The sequence below is a fragment of the Streptomyces sp. NPDC033229 genome (assembly GCF_055576875.1).
On record NZ_JBVIQR010000075.1, the window covers coordinates 1 to 17,115 of the forward strand.

At 62.5% G+C, this 17,115-nt stretch carries 10 protein-coding genes and 2 pseudogenes; 9 read left to right on the plus strand and 3 right to left on the minus strand.

The window, feature by feature from the left end; genetic code table 11:
- Window positions 1-624: 624 nt before the first annotated feature.
- The 4 genes from ACZ53N_RS33860 (at window position 625) to ACZ53N_RS33875 (ending at window position 4,595) form a co-directional block, all read left to right on the plus strand.
- On the plus strand, window positions 625-1,794 hold the full coding sequence (locus ACZ53N_RS33860) for an NAD(P)/FAD-dependent oxidoreductase (protein WP_466986519.1): 1,170 nt from the start codon (window positions 625-627) through the stop codon (window positions 1,792-1,794).
- 1 nt (window position 1,795) lies between these two features.
- On the plus strand, window positions 1,796-2,647 hold the full coding sequence (locus ACZ53N_RS33865) for a hypothetical protein (protein ID WP_469144637.1): 852 nt from the start codon (window positions 1,796-1,798) through the stop codon (window positions 2,645-2,647).
- Window positions 2,648-2,670: 23 nt separating this feature from the next.
- Window positions 2,671-3,348 carry a methyltransferase gene (locus ACZ53N_RS33870; RefSeq protein ID WP_469144638.1) on the plus strand — a complete coding sequence of 226 codons (678 nt, stop codon included), beginning with the start codon at window positions 2,671-2,673 and terminating at the stop codon, window positions 3,346-3,348.
- A gap of 479 nt (window positions 3,349-3,827) precedes the next feature.
- On the plus strand, window positions 3,828-4,595 hold the full coding sequence (locus ACZ53N_RS33875; protein ID WP_469144639.1) for a transposase family protein: 768 nt from the start codon (window positions 3,828-3,830) through the stop codon (window positions 4,593-4,595).
- A 730-nt stretch (window positions 4,596-5,325) separates the two neighbouring features.
- On the opposite strand, the pseudogene ACZ53N_RS33880 reads toward ACZ53N_RS33875, so the two are convergent.
- Window positions 5,326-6,190: pseudogene (locus tag ACZ53N_RS33880) on the minus strand (IS5 family transposase); the annotation flags it as partial.
- Between the two features lie 539 nt (window positions 6,191-6,729).
- Between ACZ53N_RS33880 and ACZ53N_RS33885 the strand changes: the two are divergent.
- The 3 genes from ACZ53N_RS33885 to ACZ53N_RS33895 all read left to right on the plus strand — a co-directional run bounded on the left by ACZ53N_RS33885 (window position 6,730) and on the right by ACZ53N_RS33895 (window position 11,114).
- On the plus strand, window positions 6,730-7,791 hold the full coding sequence (locus ACZ53N_RS33885; protein ID WP_469144640.1) for a tetratricopeptide repeat protein: 1,062 nt from the start codon (window positions 6,730-6,732) through the stop codon (window positions 7,789-7,791).
- 1,195 nt (window positions 7,792-8,986) lie between these two features.
- Complete coding sequence (locus ACZ53N_RS33890; protein ID WP_469144643.1) at window positions 8,987-10,768, plus strand: IS481 family transposase; 1,782 nt, start codon at window positions 8,987-8,989, stop codon at window positions 10,766-10,768.
- Between the two features lie 163 nt (window positions 10,769-10,931).
- Window positions 10,932-11,114, plus strand: coding sequence for a hypothetical protein (locus ACZ53N_RS33895; RefSeq protein ID WP_469144645.1), 183 nt, complete (start codon window positions 10,932-10,934; stop codon window positions 11,112-11,114).
- Window positions 11,115-11,399: 285 nt separating this feature from the next.
- Here ACZ53N_RS33895 and ACZ53N_RS33900 read toward each other — a convergent pair whose 3' ends face one another.
- On the minus strand, window positions 11,400-11,612 hold the full coding sequence (locus ACZ53N_RS33900; RefSeq protein ID WP_469144641.1) for a transposase: 213 nt from the start codon (window positions 11,610-11,612) through the stop codon (window positions 11,400-11,402).
- Between the two features lie 1,472 nt (window positions 11,613-13,084).
- On the opposite strand from ACZ53N_RS33900, the gene ACZ53N_RS33905 reads away from it, so the two are divergent.
- Entirely contained in the window at window positions 13,085-13,801 is a 717-nt protein-coding gene (locus tag ACZ53N_RS33905) for a hypothetical protein (protein WP_469144644.1), read from the plus strand.
- Between the two features lie 281 nt (window positions 13,802-14,082).
- A pseudogene (locus ACZ53N_RS33910) lies at window positions 14,083-14,846 on the plus strand (transposase family protein).
- A gap of 196 nt (window positions 14,847-15,042) precedes the next feature.
- Here the strand turns inward: ACZ53N_RS33910 and ACZ53N_RS33915 are convergent.
- Complete coding sequence (locus ACZ53N_RS33915) at window positions 15,043-15,885, minus strand: tetratricopeptide repeat protein (RefSeq protein WP_469144642.1); 843 nt, start codon at window positions 15,883-15,885, stop codon at window positions 15,043-15,045.
- Window positions 15,886-17,115 lie beyond the last annotated feature (1,230 nt).

The following is a 17,115-nucleotide window of genomic DNA, read 5'->3' on the forward strand; positions in this document are numbered from 1 at the left end:
GGCCGCGTACCTCGTTCCCCAACCGGGCAAACCATCTGGATCACCACGTATGCAAGCGATCAGCCCATCTCACCAGCTGAGAACACATCAGCCCTGCTGGTCGGTCCGGCCGGGGGGCCCTGGTCGCTGGGGGCCCACCAATACGCTCACGGTGAACACATTGAGATACTTAACAGCTCACAGAGGAACAACACCTTTCACACTTAGGCCCCATGCGGGATTTTACTTGCAGCGGTCCCGTGCCGACGCGCGGTGTTTATCAACAGTGATTGCCTGCAGTCTGTGGCCATTCTGGTGGCGCGTCACGCTGAACTTGACAATTCCTGGAGGGAAAACTTCATAGTAGAAATCATGGCTGCCGATGGCTCGCTGGTGTGGACCGGGAATCTGTGCAGAGCGACGGCTTGCTGGTCCCGATGCACTGTGTTGCTACGATCTCCAGTACGCGCAGGCAAATACACGTGCGAATTCACGTTCTTCTTTCCTAACCGCGCATACGCAAGCAGCGCCCTGGTGTAGCTCTTTGGGCCGATCCTAGACTATCGGCACATTGAGTGAGTCCCGGCAATGGAAGTATCCCGACTGTAGCACCTGACGAATCGTTGTCGTAATTTTGGAGCCACCGTGAAATTCGATGTAATTGTTGTCGGTGCGAGATGTTCGGGTGCTACTACGGCATTCTTGCTGGCTCACGCAGGAATGAACGTACTTCTGGTAGACCGGGCGAGATTCCCCAGTGACACACTGTCAGGCCATCTCCTGAAGCTTCCTGCTGTGCAGCAGCTCTCACGCTGGGGAATCCTGCCAGCCATAAAATCGGCAGGGTGTCCTCCACTGACATTGTGTGAAGCCTACTTTGGGGAGGAATACACAGATGTCAAGACCTCCCCTCCGGCTTTTCCCTCATACGCGCCGCGCAGAACACTGCTGGACGTTTCACTGCAACAAGCCGCTATCCAGGCGGGGGTGGAGATGCGGCAGGGGTGCAGTATCAGTGGGCTTGTTTGGGACGGTAACCGAGTTACAGGTGTGGAAGGGCGGATGAACGGGCGTACGTATCGTGAGAAGGCTTCGCTTGTGGTCGGCGCTGACGGCCGATACTCTCGGGTGGCGAAGCTGGTTAAAGCGCAATTATATCACTTCGTGCCTGGCAGTTACTACACGTATTACGGATACTGGCGAAATGTTCCAGTCGACGGTGTACGCCTTTACTTTCAGCCCGGTCTTCTGATCGGTATCGTCCCAACAAACGGTGACGAACAGCTAGTGTTCTTGCAAGCGCCGCTAGGCGAACTTCCTTCATTCCGCCTAAACGTGCGCGAGAACTACACACGTCAACTGCATTCTGTAGAACGGGTTGCAGGCCTTCTTTCAGGAGCAAATCTTCAGTCACAGATATTCGGAGCCACCGACTTGCCGAGTTATTTTCGATCCCCCCACGGTCCAGGATGGGCTTTGGTAGGAGATGCGGGTCTCTACACGGACCCAGTGGCCGCTCGCGGAATATCGGATGCTTTCCGGGACTCTGAGTTCTTAGCCGCCGCCATATGTAGGGGTTGGGACCATAGCTCGCCAGGAGCAGATCAGAGTGAAATGAGGATGTTTCAGGATCGCCGTGACACAGCAAGCCGTCACGTCTACTTCCTAGCGGCGAAACTTTCCCGACTCGATAAATCAGCTAGAAAATTGTTCGAGAGCTGGAAACAGCTGGGCTGCGCTGAACAAGCGTCTGACTTGTATTCGGTTCAAGAACGCCACAGACTGTTCAAGGGACCGTCAACGGAGGTGCACTGACATGGCGGCGAAACTCGGAGAACACTTTCATTCGGAAACAGGTATTGAGTTCATCGCCGTCGATCGGTCGAAACAAGAGCACCGCGTTCGCCACTTCATCGTAGACATATCACTGTCGGGCGATTTTGAGTCCGTCTACGTTCAGGGAAATAATTCTGCCCTTCTTCCGAATGGCGCTCTCGTCAACACCGTACTCGCATTTTCTAATGACCACATAACGGAAGAGCCTGAGATAATTGCGGAGGCAGTGTCTAGCCGACTGCTGACCGCTTGTCCGGCTTCAGTAGAAATCCGAGCGAGATTTACGGTAAGTGACGCCGGCAACATAGCTGCGAATGCCGGAAACAATCAACACAACTTCACATTCGACGGATCTCACCGCCGGATTGTCGAGGTCACGACTCCCCGCACCGGAATGACAAAGATTAAGGGTGGCATTGAGAATGTTGAGATGTTCATGTCCACAGGTGCCAGATTTGTCGGATTCCATAAAGACGAGTACACCACGACCCAAGAGCTGCGTGACCGGGTATTCGGGGCCAGCGTGAGAGCCGAATGGGATTACCTGGACAGGAATGTCGACTACAAGGCGTGCTTCAGTCGGGCCAGGGATGCGATCGTCGAGGAATTCGCATCCCATGAAAGCGAGTCCAGCGGAAATACATTTTACCTCCTGGGTTCGGCCATACTGCACGCTTGCCCAGAAATTAATAGCGTAGCCATTGACGGAGTACACAAAAATCGATCTCTTGCAGACCTTCAGATTTTCGGAAGAAATAACCTTGGAGGCATATATACAGTGACCCACACCCCGTCCACCAAAGTACGAGCTGTGGTGCACCGCTCAACCTGATCACCACGATCAAAGGAGCAGGTATGTCCCTGATAGAGTGCCTAAACCACAGCTGGAAACTGGTCGACGGAATTTACTCGCCTGTCGAGTCCCCGGCCACGGAATTCTTCACTGTGAACCTGCCGTATCCCAGCGGTGGCGCTTTTCTTGAGATGGGCTGCGGGGCGGGGCTCACTGCGGTATGGGCAGCAAAGCAGGGGTGCCTATGCGTTGCAGCTGTCGATGTAAACCCGCAGGCAGTAATAAACACCAGATCTAACGCAGAACTACATAATGTAGGTGACCTTGTCACCGCCTTCGGTAGCGATGTATTCGATTCCATACCCCTCGAAAAAAAATTTGATCTAATCTACTGGAACGCCCCGTTCGTCGAACTTCCTGCCGACTACCTGCATCCCGATCAGCTCTCACGTGCGTATGGAGATCCAGGATATCGATCCTATCAAAGATTTCTTGCCCAAGCGTCACACTATTTGACAGAGAGCGGCCGACTATTCCTCGGCTTTGGAAGTATTGGAAATATGTCGAAGCTTCAATATCTAGCAGCCTTGCATAGCTGGGTGCCATCTATAATGGCTTCATATTCCGCAGAAGGCCCCTTTCTTCAAGCGGGTGGTAATCTCGCTACCGGCATGGTGGAATACCAGCTGATAGAGATGCTGCGATGCGTGGAACACCATGGGGACAGTGAACCGTCCTGAACATCCGCAGGTAAGGAGACATGGATGACTTGGAAGTCTTCCTGCATCACTCTCTGACAGAGGGGCAGCCCAAGAACAGACCTCGACACACAGAGGCGCTGACTTGCCGAAGGCTCCCCGATTGCCGGCCGAATCTGGGAAGGCCAGCAGCATCCCGTCAATAGCCAGAACCTGCAGCTCACGGAAGAAGTCCCTGCTCTGGCTCAGCGGCCGGACCACGGCACGGTGCAGGTCACGCATCACAGTCCACCTCAACCGCTGCCGGGCTCTGGTCAGCGACGACTTGTTCACCCGGCTTGTTCACCCGGCCGACCGTGAAGACTGCTTGGGTACGCCGCGAGCTGGAAGGTTATTCAGAAGTCGGTGGCTCTTGCTGGTTGATTGCTGGGCGCAGGATCGGTCTCCTCGGCGTACCGTACGGGGTGTCGAATCCTGTGCGGACGCTCGGGGGGACCGATGCGCTTCCACCGTCTACCGGCTTGAGCCCGTATCAGCTGTCCCTGCTCATGGGGAGGGTGGAGCGGTGTTTGCCGGGCTGGGGCGCGCCGGCGGGGCGGCCGCGTGCTCTGCCGTTGTGGGGGGCGGTGGTCGTGCTGTGTTTCCTGCTGCGTCACAACGCGGTTCAGGAGATGGTCGGCGAGCTGTTCGGTGTCTCGCAGCCCATGGTCTCCCGTTATGCGGCCGCGCTGCGGCCTGTGATGAGGGGCAGCCTGAAGCAGCTGGGGTTCGGCATCGCCCGGCGGCCGCGGGGCGAGCCGGTCCTTGTTGACGGGTTCCTTGCCCCGTGCTGGGACTGGAAGGCCGCTGAGCAGCTGTTTTCCGCGAAGCACCGCCGCACCGGTCACAACATCCAGGTGATGTCCGACCTCCGGGGCCGCCTCAGGGCCGTTGGCCGGCCCCTGCCCGGAGCCCGCCACGACTCCCACGCCCGCACCGCCTCGGGCATGGAGACCACCGTCGGCAGACATCCCGGGCTCGGCGACAAGGGCTACCAGGGCTGCGGACTGCTGACCCCGCACAAGAAACCCTTGCATCGCCCGCTCACCATGGTGGAGAAGGACTGCAACCGGGCCCACTCCGCCATCCGGTCCGCTGTCGAGCGCTGTATCGCGCACCTGAAGAACTGGAAGATCCTCTCCGAGAACTACCGAGGCCCCCTCGACCGCTTCCCCGAGAACCTCGATACCACCGTCCAGCTCGAACTCCTCCGCACCTGGACCCCAACAAGATCCACTACTTCTGAATAACCTTCCTGGCTTCTCAAATGGCCCCGGTCGCACGGGACAGTGCGGATACGGGCGTTCAACGCTTTCACCCCCGTCATCGGCCCGATGTCTTGCCTCTTAGAGGCGCGCCTGGCTTCTTGGTGAGGGGCCCTCCTCAAAGGGTGGTTGCGCAGACCGCTCGGTGCGTGATCACCACGCACCCGAATGTGTTCCGCACACGATGTCATTTTGGCGAGGACGGCTCTTGACTTGACTGCGCTGAGGGCCTACAGACGTAGGCGGGCACGCTGACGATGAGGCGGGGGTGATCACCATCGTTATATAGGGCAGCCTTGCGGGGCTTGAGCCGGTACTCTGGATCGAGGCGAAGGCGGCTCCGGAGAGGGTGTCAGTAGCCTTCTACAGCTGCAACGAGCATTTCGAGCGAACCCGCGAGATGCAATGGTGGAGGGCGCCGTGGCGCCCATGTTTCGCTGTAGATACAGCACCACCGTGATCGCCGAGTAGCAAGACAGGCCGCTTGATTCCCGCCTGCGAGCACTCCGTGACAGTTGGCCGCCGCCATACAGCAGACCGTCGGACCGGTGGCGTCCGGGAACGAACGGGATGCCTCACCGCTGGCGACCACGCCAGCACCGAGTCGGCATCCTGAGCTGTTCAGCGCGCGGTGTCGCTCTCGCGACGGAATCCGCGCAGACTCCCTAGGGCGCGTGTTGAGTCGTGATCAAGAGGTTCTCGTGAGTTCCTTGAGTCAGATCATGGAGGCGCGGAGATGAAGGCCGGCGAGGTAGCTCTCGGGGGTCTTGTCGTAGGGGGTGGCGATGCCCTGCCAAGCTTTCAGCTTGTTGATCAGGCGCTCAACGGTGTTGCTCTCCTTGCAGAGGGCGGCGTCGTGACTGACGGACCGGCCGCCTCTGCGGCCCTTCTTCTTGCAGTTGGCGGCCTGGTCCTTCTTCTCCGGGACTACCGCCTTGATCTGGCGCTTGCGCAGGTAGGCGCGGTTGGCGCGGGAAGCGTACGCCTTGTCCCCGGCGACCGCGTCCGGCTGGGTGCGGGGACGCCCGACCGCGCCGCGGACCCGGACTCTCCGGAGCACGGGGCTGAACTGGGGGCTGTCAGCGGCCTGTCCCGCAGTCAGGATGAGCGCGAGCGGGCGGCACTTGCGGTCGGCGGCGAGGCGGACCTTGCTCGTCTATCCGCCGCGCGAGCGCCCGAGCAGGGCGGCCTTCAGCCGGACTCTGTGCCGGCGCCGGACGCGGCGTCGCACTTCCCGGGCTGGGTCACTGTCTCCGTTGTGCCCGTCTTGTCCCTCCGAGCCGCCCCCTTTAACTGGGCCTTTTCGTCCTCGGCGGCAGCCTCCTCCAGGGCGGCGAGAACCTCGGGTGCCAGGTGCATCCCGGCAGCGTCGTGGTGGGCGCGGGCAGTGGTGGAATCGGCCTCGGCGATCAGGCCCTCCAGCAGGGCCGCGAAGACACCGGCGTCCCGCCACTGCCGGAAACGGTCATGGACGGTCAGCCAGGCCCCGAACTCCGCCAGCATTTCCCGCCACTGCCTGCCCGCCCGCCCTGAACCGCCAGATCAAGCCCCTCGAACTGCAGCCGGAGCCGCTCGGGATACAGCCGATGAACTCCCACTCCTCATCCGCCAATTGCACCCCTGTCATGCAAGATACCCTAACGGATTCGCTCCATAGCGCGGAGCGAATCCGCCAGATTGATCACGCCTCGATACGCGCCTAGAGCCAAGGGCAGCTCGGGCCGTAGCTGGCAGCGGTTCGGTATCCCGGCAGGCGGGATCGGGCCTCATCAGGGGCGCCCGACACTCTGATCGACCCGCACGCTTCTAAGGAGGAATCGTGTCCCGCTGTCAACCCAATGAGTTGCTGTCCGCAGCGCTGGCCGAGTCCCGTTGCAGCGCCGCTGAACTAGCCCGGGCGGTTAACACACTGGGGCTCTCACATGGACTGAAGTTGCGGTATGACCGCACCTCGGTGGCTCACTGGCTCACTGGGTCCCGTCCCCGCCCGCCGGTCCCGGACCTGGTAGCCACCGCCCTCAGCCGCCGCCTGTGCCGACTGATCACCGCCGAGGACACCGGACTCACCTCCGCCCCGCCTGACACCCGCATACGTATCCCCGCCGAGGAAGGTGAGGCAGTGCGCCAGTTCATCACCCTCTGCAACCAGGACACCGACCCCGCCCGGCACGCCTTCCTGCTCCGCTCCGCCTACACCCTCACCGCCGTCGACCTGCCCCAATGGGGCACAGCTAAGCTCCCTCCCATCTCGCCACCGATGTCGTCGGGCCGGGTACCAGGACGGGTTACGGCAGCCGATGTCCATGTCCTTCACGAGATGACCCGCGCCTTCGCCAACTTCACTCACATGCACGGCGGTGCCCACATCCGCCCTGCGCTGTCGGGCTATTTGGCCCAGACCGCTGGCGAACTTCTCGCCGCTTCCGCTGCTCCCACCGTTCGCCAAGAATTGATGACCGCGATCGCCCGCTTGGCTTTCCTGCTAGCCAGCATGACCGCTGACAGCGGCCACCCGGGCCTGGCTCAGCGCTACTTCCACACCGCGCGTGGCCTCGCCCATGAGGCAGGCGACCGACGCACCTACGCCATCGTCTTGCGCGCGATGAGCGTCCAGGCCCTGCGGCTCGGTCATCCCACCTACGCCTTGCGACTTGCCGACACCGCTCTGGAGGCCGCAGGCCCCCGCACCGATCCAGCGGTCAGCTCCTTTCTACTCGCCCAGCGCGCTCTCGCCTACGCCCAACAGCACGAAGGCGCCCGCGCCCGCGCCGACCTCCTCGCCGCGGAGTGTGCCCACGAACACGCATCAGGCACCCCCGACCCCTTCGCGTCCTATCCCAGAGCTGGCCTCGATTACCAGCGCGCCCAGACTCTCACCGCCCTAGACGACCACACCCAGGCCCTGACCGCTCTCAAGGACTCCATATCCCACCGCCCAGCCGAGCACCGAACCGCCCACGCCCTCACCCAGGCCCGCATCGCCGAAACGCACCTGGCCACTGGGCACCTGGAAGCAGCTTGCCAACACTGGGACCTTTTTCTCGATCACTACCCGCACCTGCAATCCACCCAGGTCGAGCTATGCCTCACCCGTCTGCGCGCCTCCCTCGCCAGCTTCCCCCGCCAGTCCCACGCTGCGAAAACACGCGACCGTGCCCTCGCCCTCGCCCGCACCAGCTGACACCGAATGCTCCCAGCCTCCCGGCGCCTCCCTTCCTGGTCGGCCAACGGCGTCGGACCTGCCTGCGGTCAGCTTGCCGTTCCCCCAACCTTCGCCGTGCATCCCAATGTGTCGCTCGCCCTCCAAATTCTCACTGCCCGTAGCCGCCGAGAATTTCCCCTCCAAGGGGAGGAACACCAGGCCATACACAAGCGGGTCATCCATGAAAATTCTTCAGCCTCCCCCGGCACCCTCTATTGCTGCCACGAAAGGCTATCCGCAGAGGAGAACTCTGACTGCATCAGATGCCCAGAGCGCAAACACATTGAAGGCAGTACGGGTTTTCTATTTTTTCCGAGTAACTGTTGGTCTCTGAGTCAGAACTGGTTTCCAGTGAGACATCTCTCAAAACTAGGCCGACGGCCAAGATGATTCGCTTTGAGCGGATCGTCCAGCGGTTTCGCTTTCTAGGCCAGTGGGCCGAGGATAACACTGCGAAGTGGGAGTTCTCGAGATCATCCGGCCCTGAAGAGTTACGGGAGCCAGACGGTCGGAATGGATGTGCACCCGGCCGGCGATGATCTATTATCAGAAACTCATTGGATTTCTTTACGAGGGTGTAGCGGACGTGGGCGCCGTGGAAATAGCTGCGGAGGAGTGTGGCTGGCGTTGGCGGCGGTGGAAGAATCGGCATATCTGGCATCCTGGGCAGTCGCCTGCTCCAGTTTCTGCCGCTGGCGCTCGACAGCCGAGGACCGGGTCGACCGCCGGAAGGCTGATGCCCGGCTCGCGGGCAGGATAAGGGCTGTGCACCTCGAATCGGACGGCACCCACGGTGTCCCCGGGGTCACCGCCAGGCTCCGCGCGGTCGGCTAGCGCGTCAGCCACAAGAGGATCGCGCATCATGCGGAGCATCGATCTGGCAGGAGTCCGGCTGCGTCACAGGCACCGCACCACGGTCTGGGACCCGGCAGCGGCGAAGGCTCCTGACCGGAAAACTCCATGGTCAGGTGGGCATGGCGACGGACTGTCCGCCCACCGGAGCCGGGCCATGCGGGCCTGGGTCGCCGGACAGGACTGGCTGGCCCTGGTGACTGTGCAGTCCCAGCTCATCCTTGACGCTGTTGGTGCGGGACTTCCTTGACGGTCATGGGAGATTCTTGATGGTCCGAGCACATCCCTGACGGACGGTGTTCGTTGTACGGGCATGGGTGAGATCGCCGAGCTTGCCGAGGCCGCTGAGGAGGACTGGACGGTCGAGCACCGCTTCCGGGCCGTGGTGGAGGTGCTGGACGGTTCGCCGGTGGCCGAGGTCGCCCGTCGGTACGGCACGTCACGGCAGCAGTCCCTGCACACCTGGCTGCGGCGCTTCCGCGAGGGTGGACGAGGCGGCTTGAGGGACCGGTCCCGTCGGCCGCACAGCTCACCGTCCCGGGTACCGGTCGACATCGAGCTGGCCATCTGTCAGCTGCGGCAGAGCTATCCGAAGTGGGGTGCCCGCCGGATCGCCCATGAACTCGCTGTCCGCGGCGTCGCGGACGCGCCGGGCCGGTCGGCGGTGCACCGCGTCCTGGTCCGCAATGGGCTGGTCAACCATCAGGTCCAGGTCCACCGCCGCGTCTACAAGCGGTGGCAGCGGGACGCGCCGATGCAGCTGTGGCAGATGGACCTGATGAGTGGGGTGTTCCTTGCCGACGGGAGGGAGTGCAAGCTCCTGACCGGGATCGACGACTGCTCTCGGTTCATCGTGATCGCTGCAGTGCTGGTGCAGCCGACCGGGCGGGCCGTGTGTCAGGCGTTCATCGAGGCGATGCGCCGCTACGGGGTCCCCTCGGAGATGCTGACGGACAATGGCAAGCAGTTCACCGGCCGCTACTCCAAGCCCCTTCCCACCGAGGTCATGTTCGAGCGCGTCTGCCGCGAGAACGGCATCAACCAGCGGCTGACCAAGCCGAGGTCACCGACAACGACCGGGAAAATCGAACGGTTCCACAAGACCCTGCGCCGCGAGATGCTCGACCACTCCGGGCCCTTCGCCGACCCGGTCGCGGCGCAGACCGCGGTCGACGCGTGGGTCCATGGTTACAACCACACCCGGCCCCACCAGTCGCTGGAGATGGCCACTCCGGCCCAGGTCTTCCGCCCGCACACGCTCTCCGCCGGCACGCCGGAGACCACGCAAGCTCCGGCGGCCGGGCCGAGGCCGGCCGAGCCGATGCGACTGCCGGTGCTCCCGCCGCCGAGGTCGTCCGAGGACAACCTCCCACTCCAGGCGGTGGAGTTCGAGGCGGTGATCAGCCCCGGTCGGCACGTGATGCTGCCGCAGGCACGGAGCCTGAAGTTCAGCCCGACCCTGGTCGGCCGGACTGTCACCGTCTGGGTCAGCCACCGCACTGTCCACGTCATCCTCGACGGACAGCTGATCAGGACTCGTTCGATGATCTTCACCGACGCTGACCTGCAAGGGCTGATCATGCGGGGCGGACGGCCCGGCGGACCCGAACCCCAGGGCGGCGTCAGCGCGGACAAACCCCTGGCGCCCGCGACCGTTGTCGAAGTCGATCGCAAGGCCACCAAGGACGGCGTGGTCTCGCTCGGGCAAACGCCCGTCGCCCTTGGCACCGAGCTGATCGGCAAGCACGTCACCCTGCGTTTCGACGGCAGCCTGATGTATGTGATCCATGCCGGACTCCTGGTCAAGACCCTCGCCGCCCCGATCCCGCACCAGCGCCGCGCGAAACTCACCGGAGCCCGGGTCGCCACTACACCGCTGCCGCCGCCCCCTTCGCAGCCGCGGCGGGCCGTCCGGCGCGTCGGAGCCGATGGCACCTTCGTCGTCGCCCGGCACAAGCTCCGCCCCGGCATCGCGCACGCCGGCAAGACCGTCACCGTGGTTATCGAGGAGACCTGCTTCCGCGTCCTCGACGGCGAGGTCGGGATCTCCACCCACCCTCTCAAGGGCGGCCCCGTCACCCGCTACATCGCCGATCCCCGCTAACCGTCAACCATCACCTGGGACCGCCAAGCATCACGAGAGACATCGTCAAGCAAGTCCCAGGACCGAGCTGTCAAGAATCTCCCCGGACCGCACATACGGGGAGATCAAAAAGGCCACTGACACCCTGGAGCGATTACCGGCTTACGCGCCTGAGCTGAACCCGGTGGAGCTGCTGTGGTCGTCGCTCAAGAAGCGTGAACTCGCCAACCTTGCCGGCGACCACCCCGCCGATGTCGCCGATGCCACCGAACAAGGCATCCACCGCATCAACCAGAACCGGCAGCTGCCATGGTCCTTTCTCACCCACACCGGCCTGACCATCCACCCACCAACCCCACAGAACTAACAAAAAGATCAGTAACCGGCTTCGGAGTCACCACCAGACGTTCGGTGGCGTGCACTGCGTCCCGGGCTCATATCCGCCAGATTGGAGCCGGTTCAAGTATTACGGGGTTTCGAACACTGGTTCCTCTCGTACGGCTTCTCGTCTCGCTTGCCGGACCCGCACCGTCTGGCAGTGCCAGTGCGTCCCGGCTTTGTCAGGGCTGCTTGCCGCCCTCCCGCGCGTCTCCGCGGTCAGGCTGCCCTCAGCTTCACTAGCCTGCTGCGACAGGCCAGCGGCGGGGTTCTTTCACCCCCGCTCGGGGTAGTGGCGCCTCGTGGCGCACTTGAAATCGATACGACAGCGAACCGCCTCGGCGGCCTGCCGGTCCGAAAGGCCGAGCAGGAACTGCAGCACGCAGACAGTGGCCAGCTGGGCGGGTGAAAGACCGGGACGGCCGTCGCGCGGGTACCAGCCAGCGAAGTCCTCGTCATGCCATAGTCCGTCCAGCCGGTCTCTCACCTACATCGCCGTGGTACCGCCCGGGTTGCTCGCCCGCGCGATCCGCGCGGTCAGAGACGGAACCTGCTCACCGGAACGGGGACGGAGCGACAACGAGCACCTCGACGATCACAGGGTCCATCGGAACAGCCCCGAGCATGCCCGTTCATCACACTGCCGCACCGGGAAACCCCAAGATCACCGACAGAGTCAAGATTAAAGGCTGTTGCGGAACGGCGATCACGCTCGGATCCGGCCAACAGCGGCAAGGTCAATTGCCCAATTGTGCTGCTGTTTACGCTGGTCTGGGTGACGCTGTGGAACGGTCGCGGAAGATCGTTTGGTCGTTCTGCAACACGTTTTAGCCAACCCGCCGTCGAGCTTGAACGCTTAACAGGGGGAGAATCTTAACAAAGACGAGCGGCCGGTAATATAGCCCTGCATTCCCCTGCCGATCACAATGAACGGAGGAGCCAGGGGCGGTTTACGATCGCAGGCTGCAAGATGTATTGCCTTCGTGAAGATCAAGTGGCATTTGCTTATGAGCCGACAACTACTGCGGGTGTGTCCGGGCATACTTCGCCAAGCTTCCGGAACACGGGGCCGCGTGAGACGAACCAGGAGATGGTTCGCGCGCACTAAAGCCTGTCCCGCAACTCGGTAGGCGGTTGGCGGTGACCCCTTCTGTTCTGGTTTGTCGCCGTCGAATGGTGACCGTGAATCCGGACAGAGTGGCACAGTCCACCGGCGTCTCGCGGGCACGAGCCCAATGTGAGTTGCGGGACAGCCTTTAGTAAACGCGCGCCAAGGCAAAACTCGCGGCTACCGGTGGAACGAACGTTGGGCTGCGCTCTCGTGTGCATCACGGCTCCATGCCGTACCTGGCTGGGAATCGCCCAGAAAAGTTCCATGAAGGAATGTATGTGAACAGAACCGTGAGATACGATTTTCTGAGTTTCGCTTGGGCTGCAGAGGTGGATCTGATCGTCGCCTCTGAGCTTGCACATCCCTCGAGAGGGAGTATGAGCTGCCCGGCGGCATCTCCTGTAGCGCAAAGTCTGCGAGAGAAAGGATGGAGAGTGGGGGTAGGGCCAGTGGCAAGGGTCATGAACGCAGAAGACCAGCCGGGTGGCGGTTCCCTGTGCGTAGTGTCCTACCTCGACGCGGACGGAACGGTGCGGGGGATTGGCGTGGGGGCGTCTGAAGGAAACCCGGTGGCTGTGAGTGCGGCGAACGCTGCTGTTGGGGAGTGGTCACGACTCTTGAGGACCCGTCGCGTGGTGGTGGCAGAGTCGGGGCGTTGCTGTGCGGTCTGCACACCTCCCTCTCATCTGGCCGAGGTGCAGGAGTTTCGCAGGGCGAGTGAGAGACACCGTCCGGTGGAGATATGCGCTGTCCAAGAGCCGTGGTGTCACGAGATGCCGATGGGTGAGAATCTTCCGGTGACAGATTCGGGCCTGACGGCCTGCGACAAAGAAACTGCACGCCAGGCGATGTGCCCTGCAGCTGCCAGGGCGTGCAGCGACGCAGCGGTGTTTGCTGGTCAGGGGTGCCATGTCCTACTCATTGGGATGGCACCCTACCACTTCACTGCGCACGGGCCCTTAGCAGGTTTAGCACGGGTTCGTTCGGTCCGTGAGGCTGAGCGTGTGGATCTGGCTGACGTTTGCAGGACCGCTTATGTCCTGGAGCCAGGAGTGGCGGTGACTGAAGCGGCGGAGATCGTCAAGGTTCTTCGGAAGCGATTTCCGGGGCTTCGGGGTCAGCATCCTGCCAACTGGTGCTATGCGGAGTCCGACTCGCGTCTAGCACTCCGGTCTCTCGCAGGAGATTGTGACCTGGTTCTTGTCGTTGGGGAACCAGCCACTGCTGAAACACGCATGGCCGCAGCGGTCATTTCGGCGGAAGCTGAAAGCGTCGTGAGGGTGGTGCGGGGCCCCACAGGCCTACGTTCCCGCTGGCTCGCGGAGGCGTCGGCGGTAGGGGTCACAGCGACGAGATCTGCTTCCGCAGGAGCGGTCAAGGGTGTGGTGAAAGCGCTGTCAGGGTTGGGGCCATTGAGCGTTCTGCGCCGCCGAGTAACAACGGAACACATCACAGTCGATACATGGTCTGCTTGCACCGGAGGGGCGACATGCCAACGTGGAGGAAGTCCGGGTTGCGATTGCTGGGACGTTCCAAAGCAGAGGAGCGTCGCCGCCGAAACGTAATGAGGCTTAGTGAATCTGAGGCACAAGGTCGAACTCCACCAGAAGACGGGTTATCGGGTGCCCGGTCGAGACTCTTTCCACCTTGAAGTCGATGTGTACTCGCTGCCGCGATCCGAATGTGCAACACATCCGCGCTCCAGAGCGGCTCGGCCGTGGGACACCTTGAGCTCTTTCCAACCTGATGTGGGGCCGGGTTGGGGGCGGTTTGGCTGTGCATAGTGGTGAAACTCCTGGTAGACGGGTTGTCTGCCAGGATCAACCGCGTTCATCAGGAGCTTCGTGTGCTTGTCCACCCGTCAGCGATAGATCTGTCCAGCTCGGCTCTGCGGTTCCTACCCGCCATCTGCTGACACACCGGCAGGAGCTCGGCACCCGCTGGCGGCGGCTGACGGCAGGCCGGCAAGCCCTGCCCGTTCTGGCCCATCTGCGCTGCGGTGACACCTGTGCCCGGCTCGCCACCGGGTTCGCCATCGGCATCGCCACGGTCTGCCGTTACGTGCATGAGGCCGTCGACGTCCTGGCCGCCCTCGCACCCACGCTCGAGGAAGCCGTACGGACCGCCGCCCGGAAGGCCTTCGTCATCCTGGACGGGACACTCCCGCCGACCGACCGGATCGCCGCGGACCTCCCGCACTACCCCGGGAAACACACCAAGCACGGCATAAACGTGCAGGTCATCGCCGACCCGCCCGGCCGGCTGCTGTGAGCGTCACCCGCCCTGCCCGGCACAGTCCACGACATCAGAGCGGCCCGCACCCACGGCATCATCGACGCGTTAACCACTGCCGGCGTCCTGGCCTGGGCCGACCAGGGCTACCAGGGGCTGCGGGGCACAATCCGGGTGCCCTACCGCGGCCGCTGGACGAATCTCCGAGTCGGCAAACACGCCGTGAACCCCTCCCACGCCAGAATCCGCGCTGCCGGCGAACAGGCCGACGCCACCCTCAAATCCTGGCGGCTCCCGCGGAAACTCCACTGCAATACCACCCGCATCACCAACATCGTCAAGGCCGTCCTCACCCTCCATCACGCCACATCAACGTGAGGTCGGAAAAGGCTCGGTGATACAACGAAGCGTCTCACGGCGCACACCTCGCGTCCCAGTCTCCAGGTGCCCACGATCAAAGGGAATCTTCACCCCAAGGGTGATGCGTAGGTACCCCCCCGGCTTACCATTGGGAATTCACCGAACTGTACTTGTCGATCGGTAAGTACCGCCCGTGTCCTGCCTGCTTGCGGGATTAAGATCCTCGCAGAATCGAGGCTGCTGCGGCATAGTTGGCATAAGGGATGAGGCGGGCACGCATGTCATTGACAGCTGCTTCCGCCCGGCGTGAACTGATACAAGCAGATGTTGTAAGGAATTCCCGCCAGCTGACGCAGGCGGCGTCTAACTGCCCCTGGGAGAGCTGCAGCACGGCAAGCTTATGCAGGATCAGCGCACGGGAACGGTCTTCACGCGAGGGGCGCTGACGGATTGCAGCCCTCAGGAAACCTTCTGCCTGTTGAAAGTCGCCTAAAAGCAGTGCGACCTCACCTTGTTGGTGCGCCAGCGAGGCGACATGGTATGCCCCTATGGGATTTGATGTACTGTCTGACGTGTCAAGCCACCGTTCAGCCGACCGGAGGTAGTCACGAGCCAGCCGTTGGTCTCCGACAGCCGCAGCAGTGACTGCCTGCTGCCCCACCACAGCGGCGCGCAGGTTTCTGGGCATCCGGTTACTCCCGCGATGAGCTGCACCTTCGGCAAGCTGCCGTGCCTGCGCCCGATGCCCAAGCGTGTAGGCCTGGACACTTAGGCCACGCAGGACAGTTGCTGCGGTGATGTCGTCCTCGGCGCTTGCAGCCAGCCGCAGTGCGCTCAGATAATATCGCAGGCTAAGCCCGTGTTCCTCGTCATCGAAGTGAACGAACGCGCAAAGACAGCTCAACTTGGCAGCGACGGAGTAGAGGTCCCGGCCCACCACAGGGCTTGAAGGCGCCGCGAGCCAAGGCCCAATCACAGTAGCCAGATAAGTGGCAAGTGCGGTACGCGCGTGCCCTCCGCCAAAGGTTTTCTCAATGGAGGAGAGTATGCGCAACATTGTTTCCGCAGAGGCTACTTCCGACCTGCCTATGCGAGAGGGCCTCGCTTCGGCCCACAAAACCCTAGCGCGCGCATCCGTAGACAGCTCATCCACTGCAGTGAGGCTATAGACAAGCCGGGGATCCCCTCGCGTGCGGCCTGTTGCTTGAGAGAGGCGTGCCAATGCGTTGAAGGTGGCGCCAGCGTCCTCGTTACCCGCTGTGATGCCGGTCTTGCTGCTGCCCTCGGGGCGAGTGAAACCCGTGTCTCTCGCCGTCACCTCACGACCGAGCCTGCGGGACATCGCTTCAGCCACCAACGCGGGGACGGGGGCGCGCGGTACCGCTCCCGCCAGCCACTGAGCGACAGAGGGGCGTTGGTAGTGCAGGGAAAGCCCCGCTTCAGCCGCTACTGCGTTAACAGCCTTCGCGAGAGCGTCGCCTGTCCAACCCGCTTCCTTGAGTAAACCTCGAAGCAGCTCGTTGGGCACCCGTCTGCCAACCATGAGGCTCCCACCGCCGTCTGACACGGTTCCGCGTAAGTACCTCCGTACGCGAGGCGGAGGAAAGTCCCCCCGCATATCTGATTATCCTATCGGACGGCCCTTCCGCTAGATTGCAGATCTGGTGGAATGTAAAGAGGGTGAACTGCAAGAAGCGGCAAAGGGGTGCGGCTCTGTTTGGTGAGCTGGTGCTGGGGTGGACCTTGGATTGTTTCCCAACCCGTGGGGAGCGTGTTGGGGGCCTTGGCAGGTCCTGGCGGCAGGTCGGCCATGACCGCGAAGGCGGACAGGAAGAAGGCGCGTTTGAGTTGTTTGTTTCTCTTTCAGGAGGATTGTTCGCCGCAGGTCGAGGAGCCCGAGCTACGGGTCGCGGTGGGCGGCGGAGGCTGGAAGCGGGACCCGTAGCCGACGTCGATCCCGAGTCGGGGCGTGGGTATCGAGAGCTGCGATGCCTATAGCGAGCGGGGCTCAAGAAGCCTCCAGATAGGTTAACTGACGGCCCGCCGGGTGCGGCCTCGACGGCGATCGGAGATCGTTGTCCGAGGCGGGAGTGACGGCGCCTTGTGTTGTAGCGGCCGGCCCATCGGAAGGTGTCTACTGACTTTCTAGCGGTGGTGTCGTAGGGGCTGACGGTTCTTGATCGTCGCGGTACGCCGGGTGCATGAGATATTCGCAGGGCGGTGGACTGACGGTTGAACGGAGGGAGTTCCGAGAACGGATCCGTCTGGAAGCGGCAGAGATGTTCGC

What these genes read in the sequence shown, in the direction of transcription:
- ACZ53N_RS33865 (WP_469144637.1), top strand. Translation starts at nt 1,796, where the DNA reads ATGGCGGCGAAACTCGGAGAACACTTTCATTCGGAAACAGGTATTGAG.
- ACZ53N_RS33870 (WP_469144638.1), top strand. Translation starts at nt 2,671, where the DNA reads ATGTCCCTGATAGAGTGCCTAAACCACAGCTGGAAACTGGTCGACGGA.
- ACZ53N_RS33905 (WP_469144644.1), top strand. Translation starts at nt 13,085, where the DNA reads ATGTGCCCTGCAGCTGCCAGGGCGTGCAGCGACGCAGCGGTGTTTGCT.
- ACZ53N_RS33915 (WP_469144642.1), bottom strand. Translation starts at nt 15,885, where the DNA reads ATGTTGCGCATACTCTCCTCCATTGAGAAAACCTTTGGCGGAGGGCAC.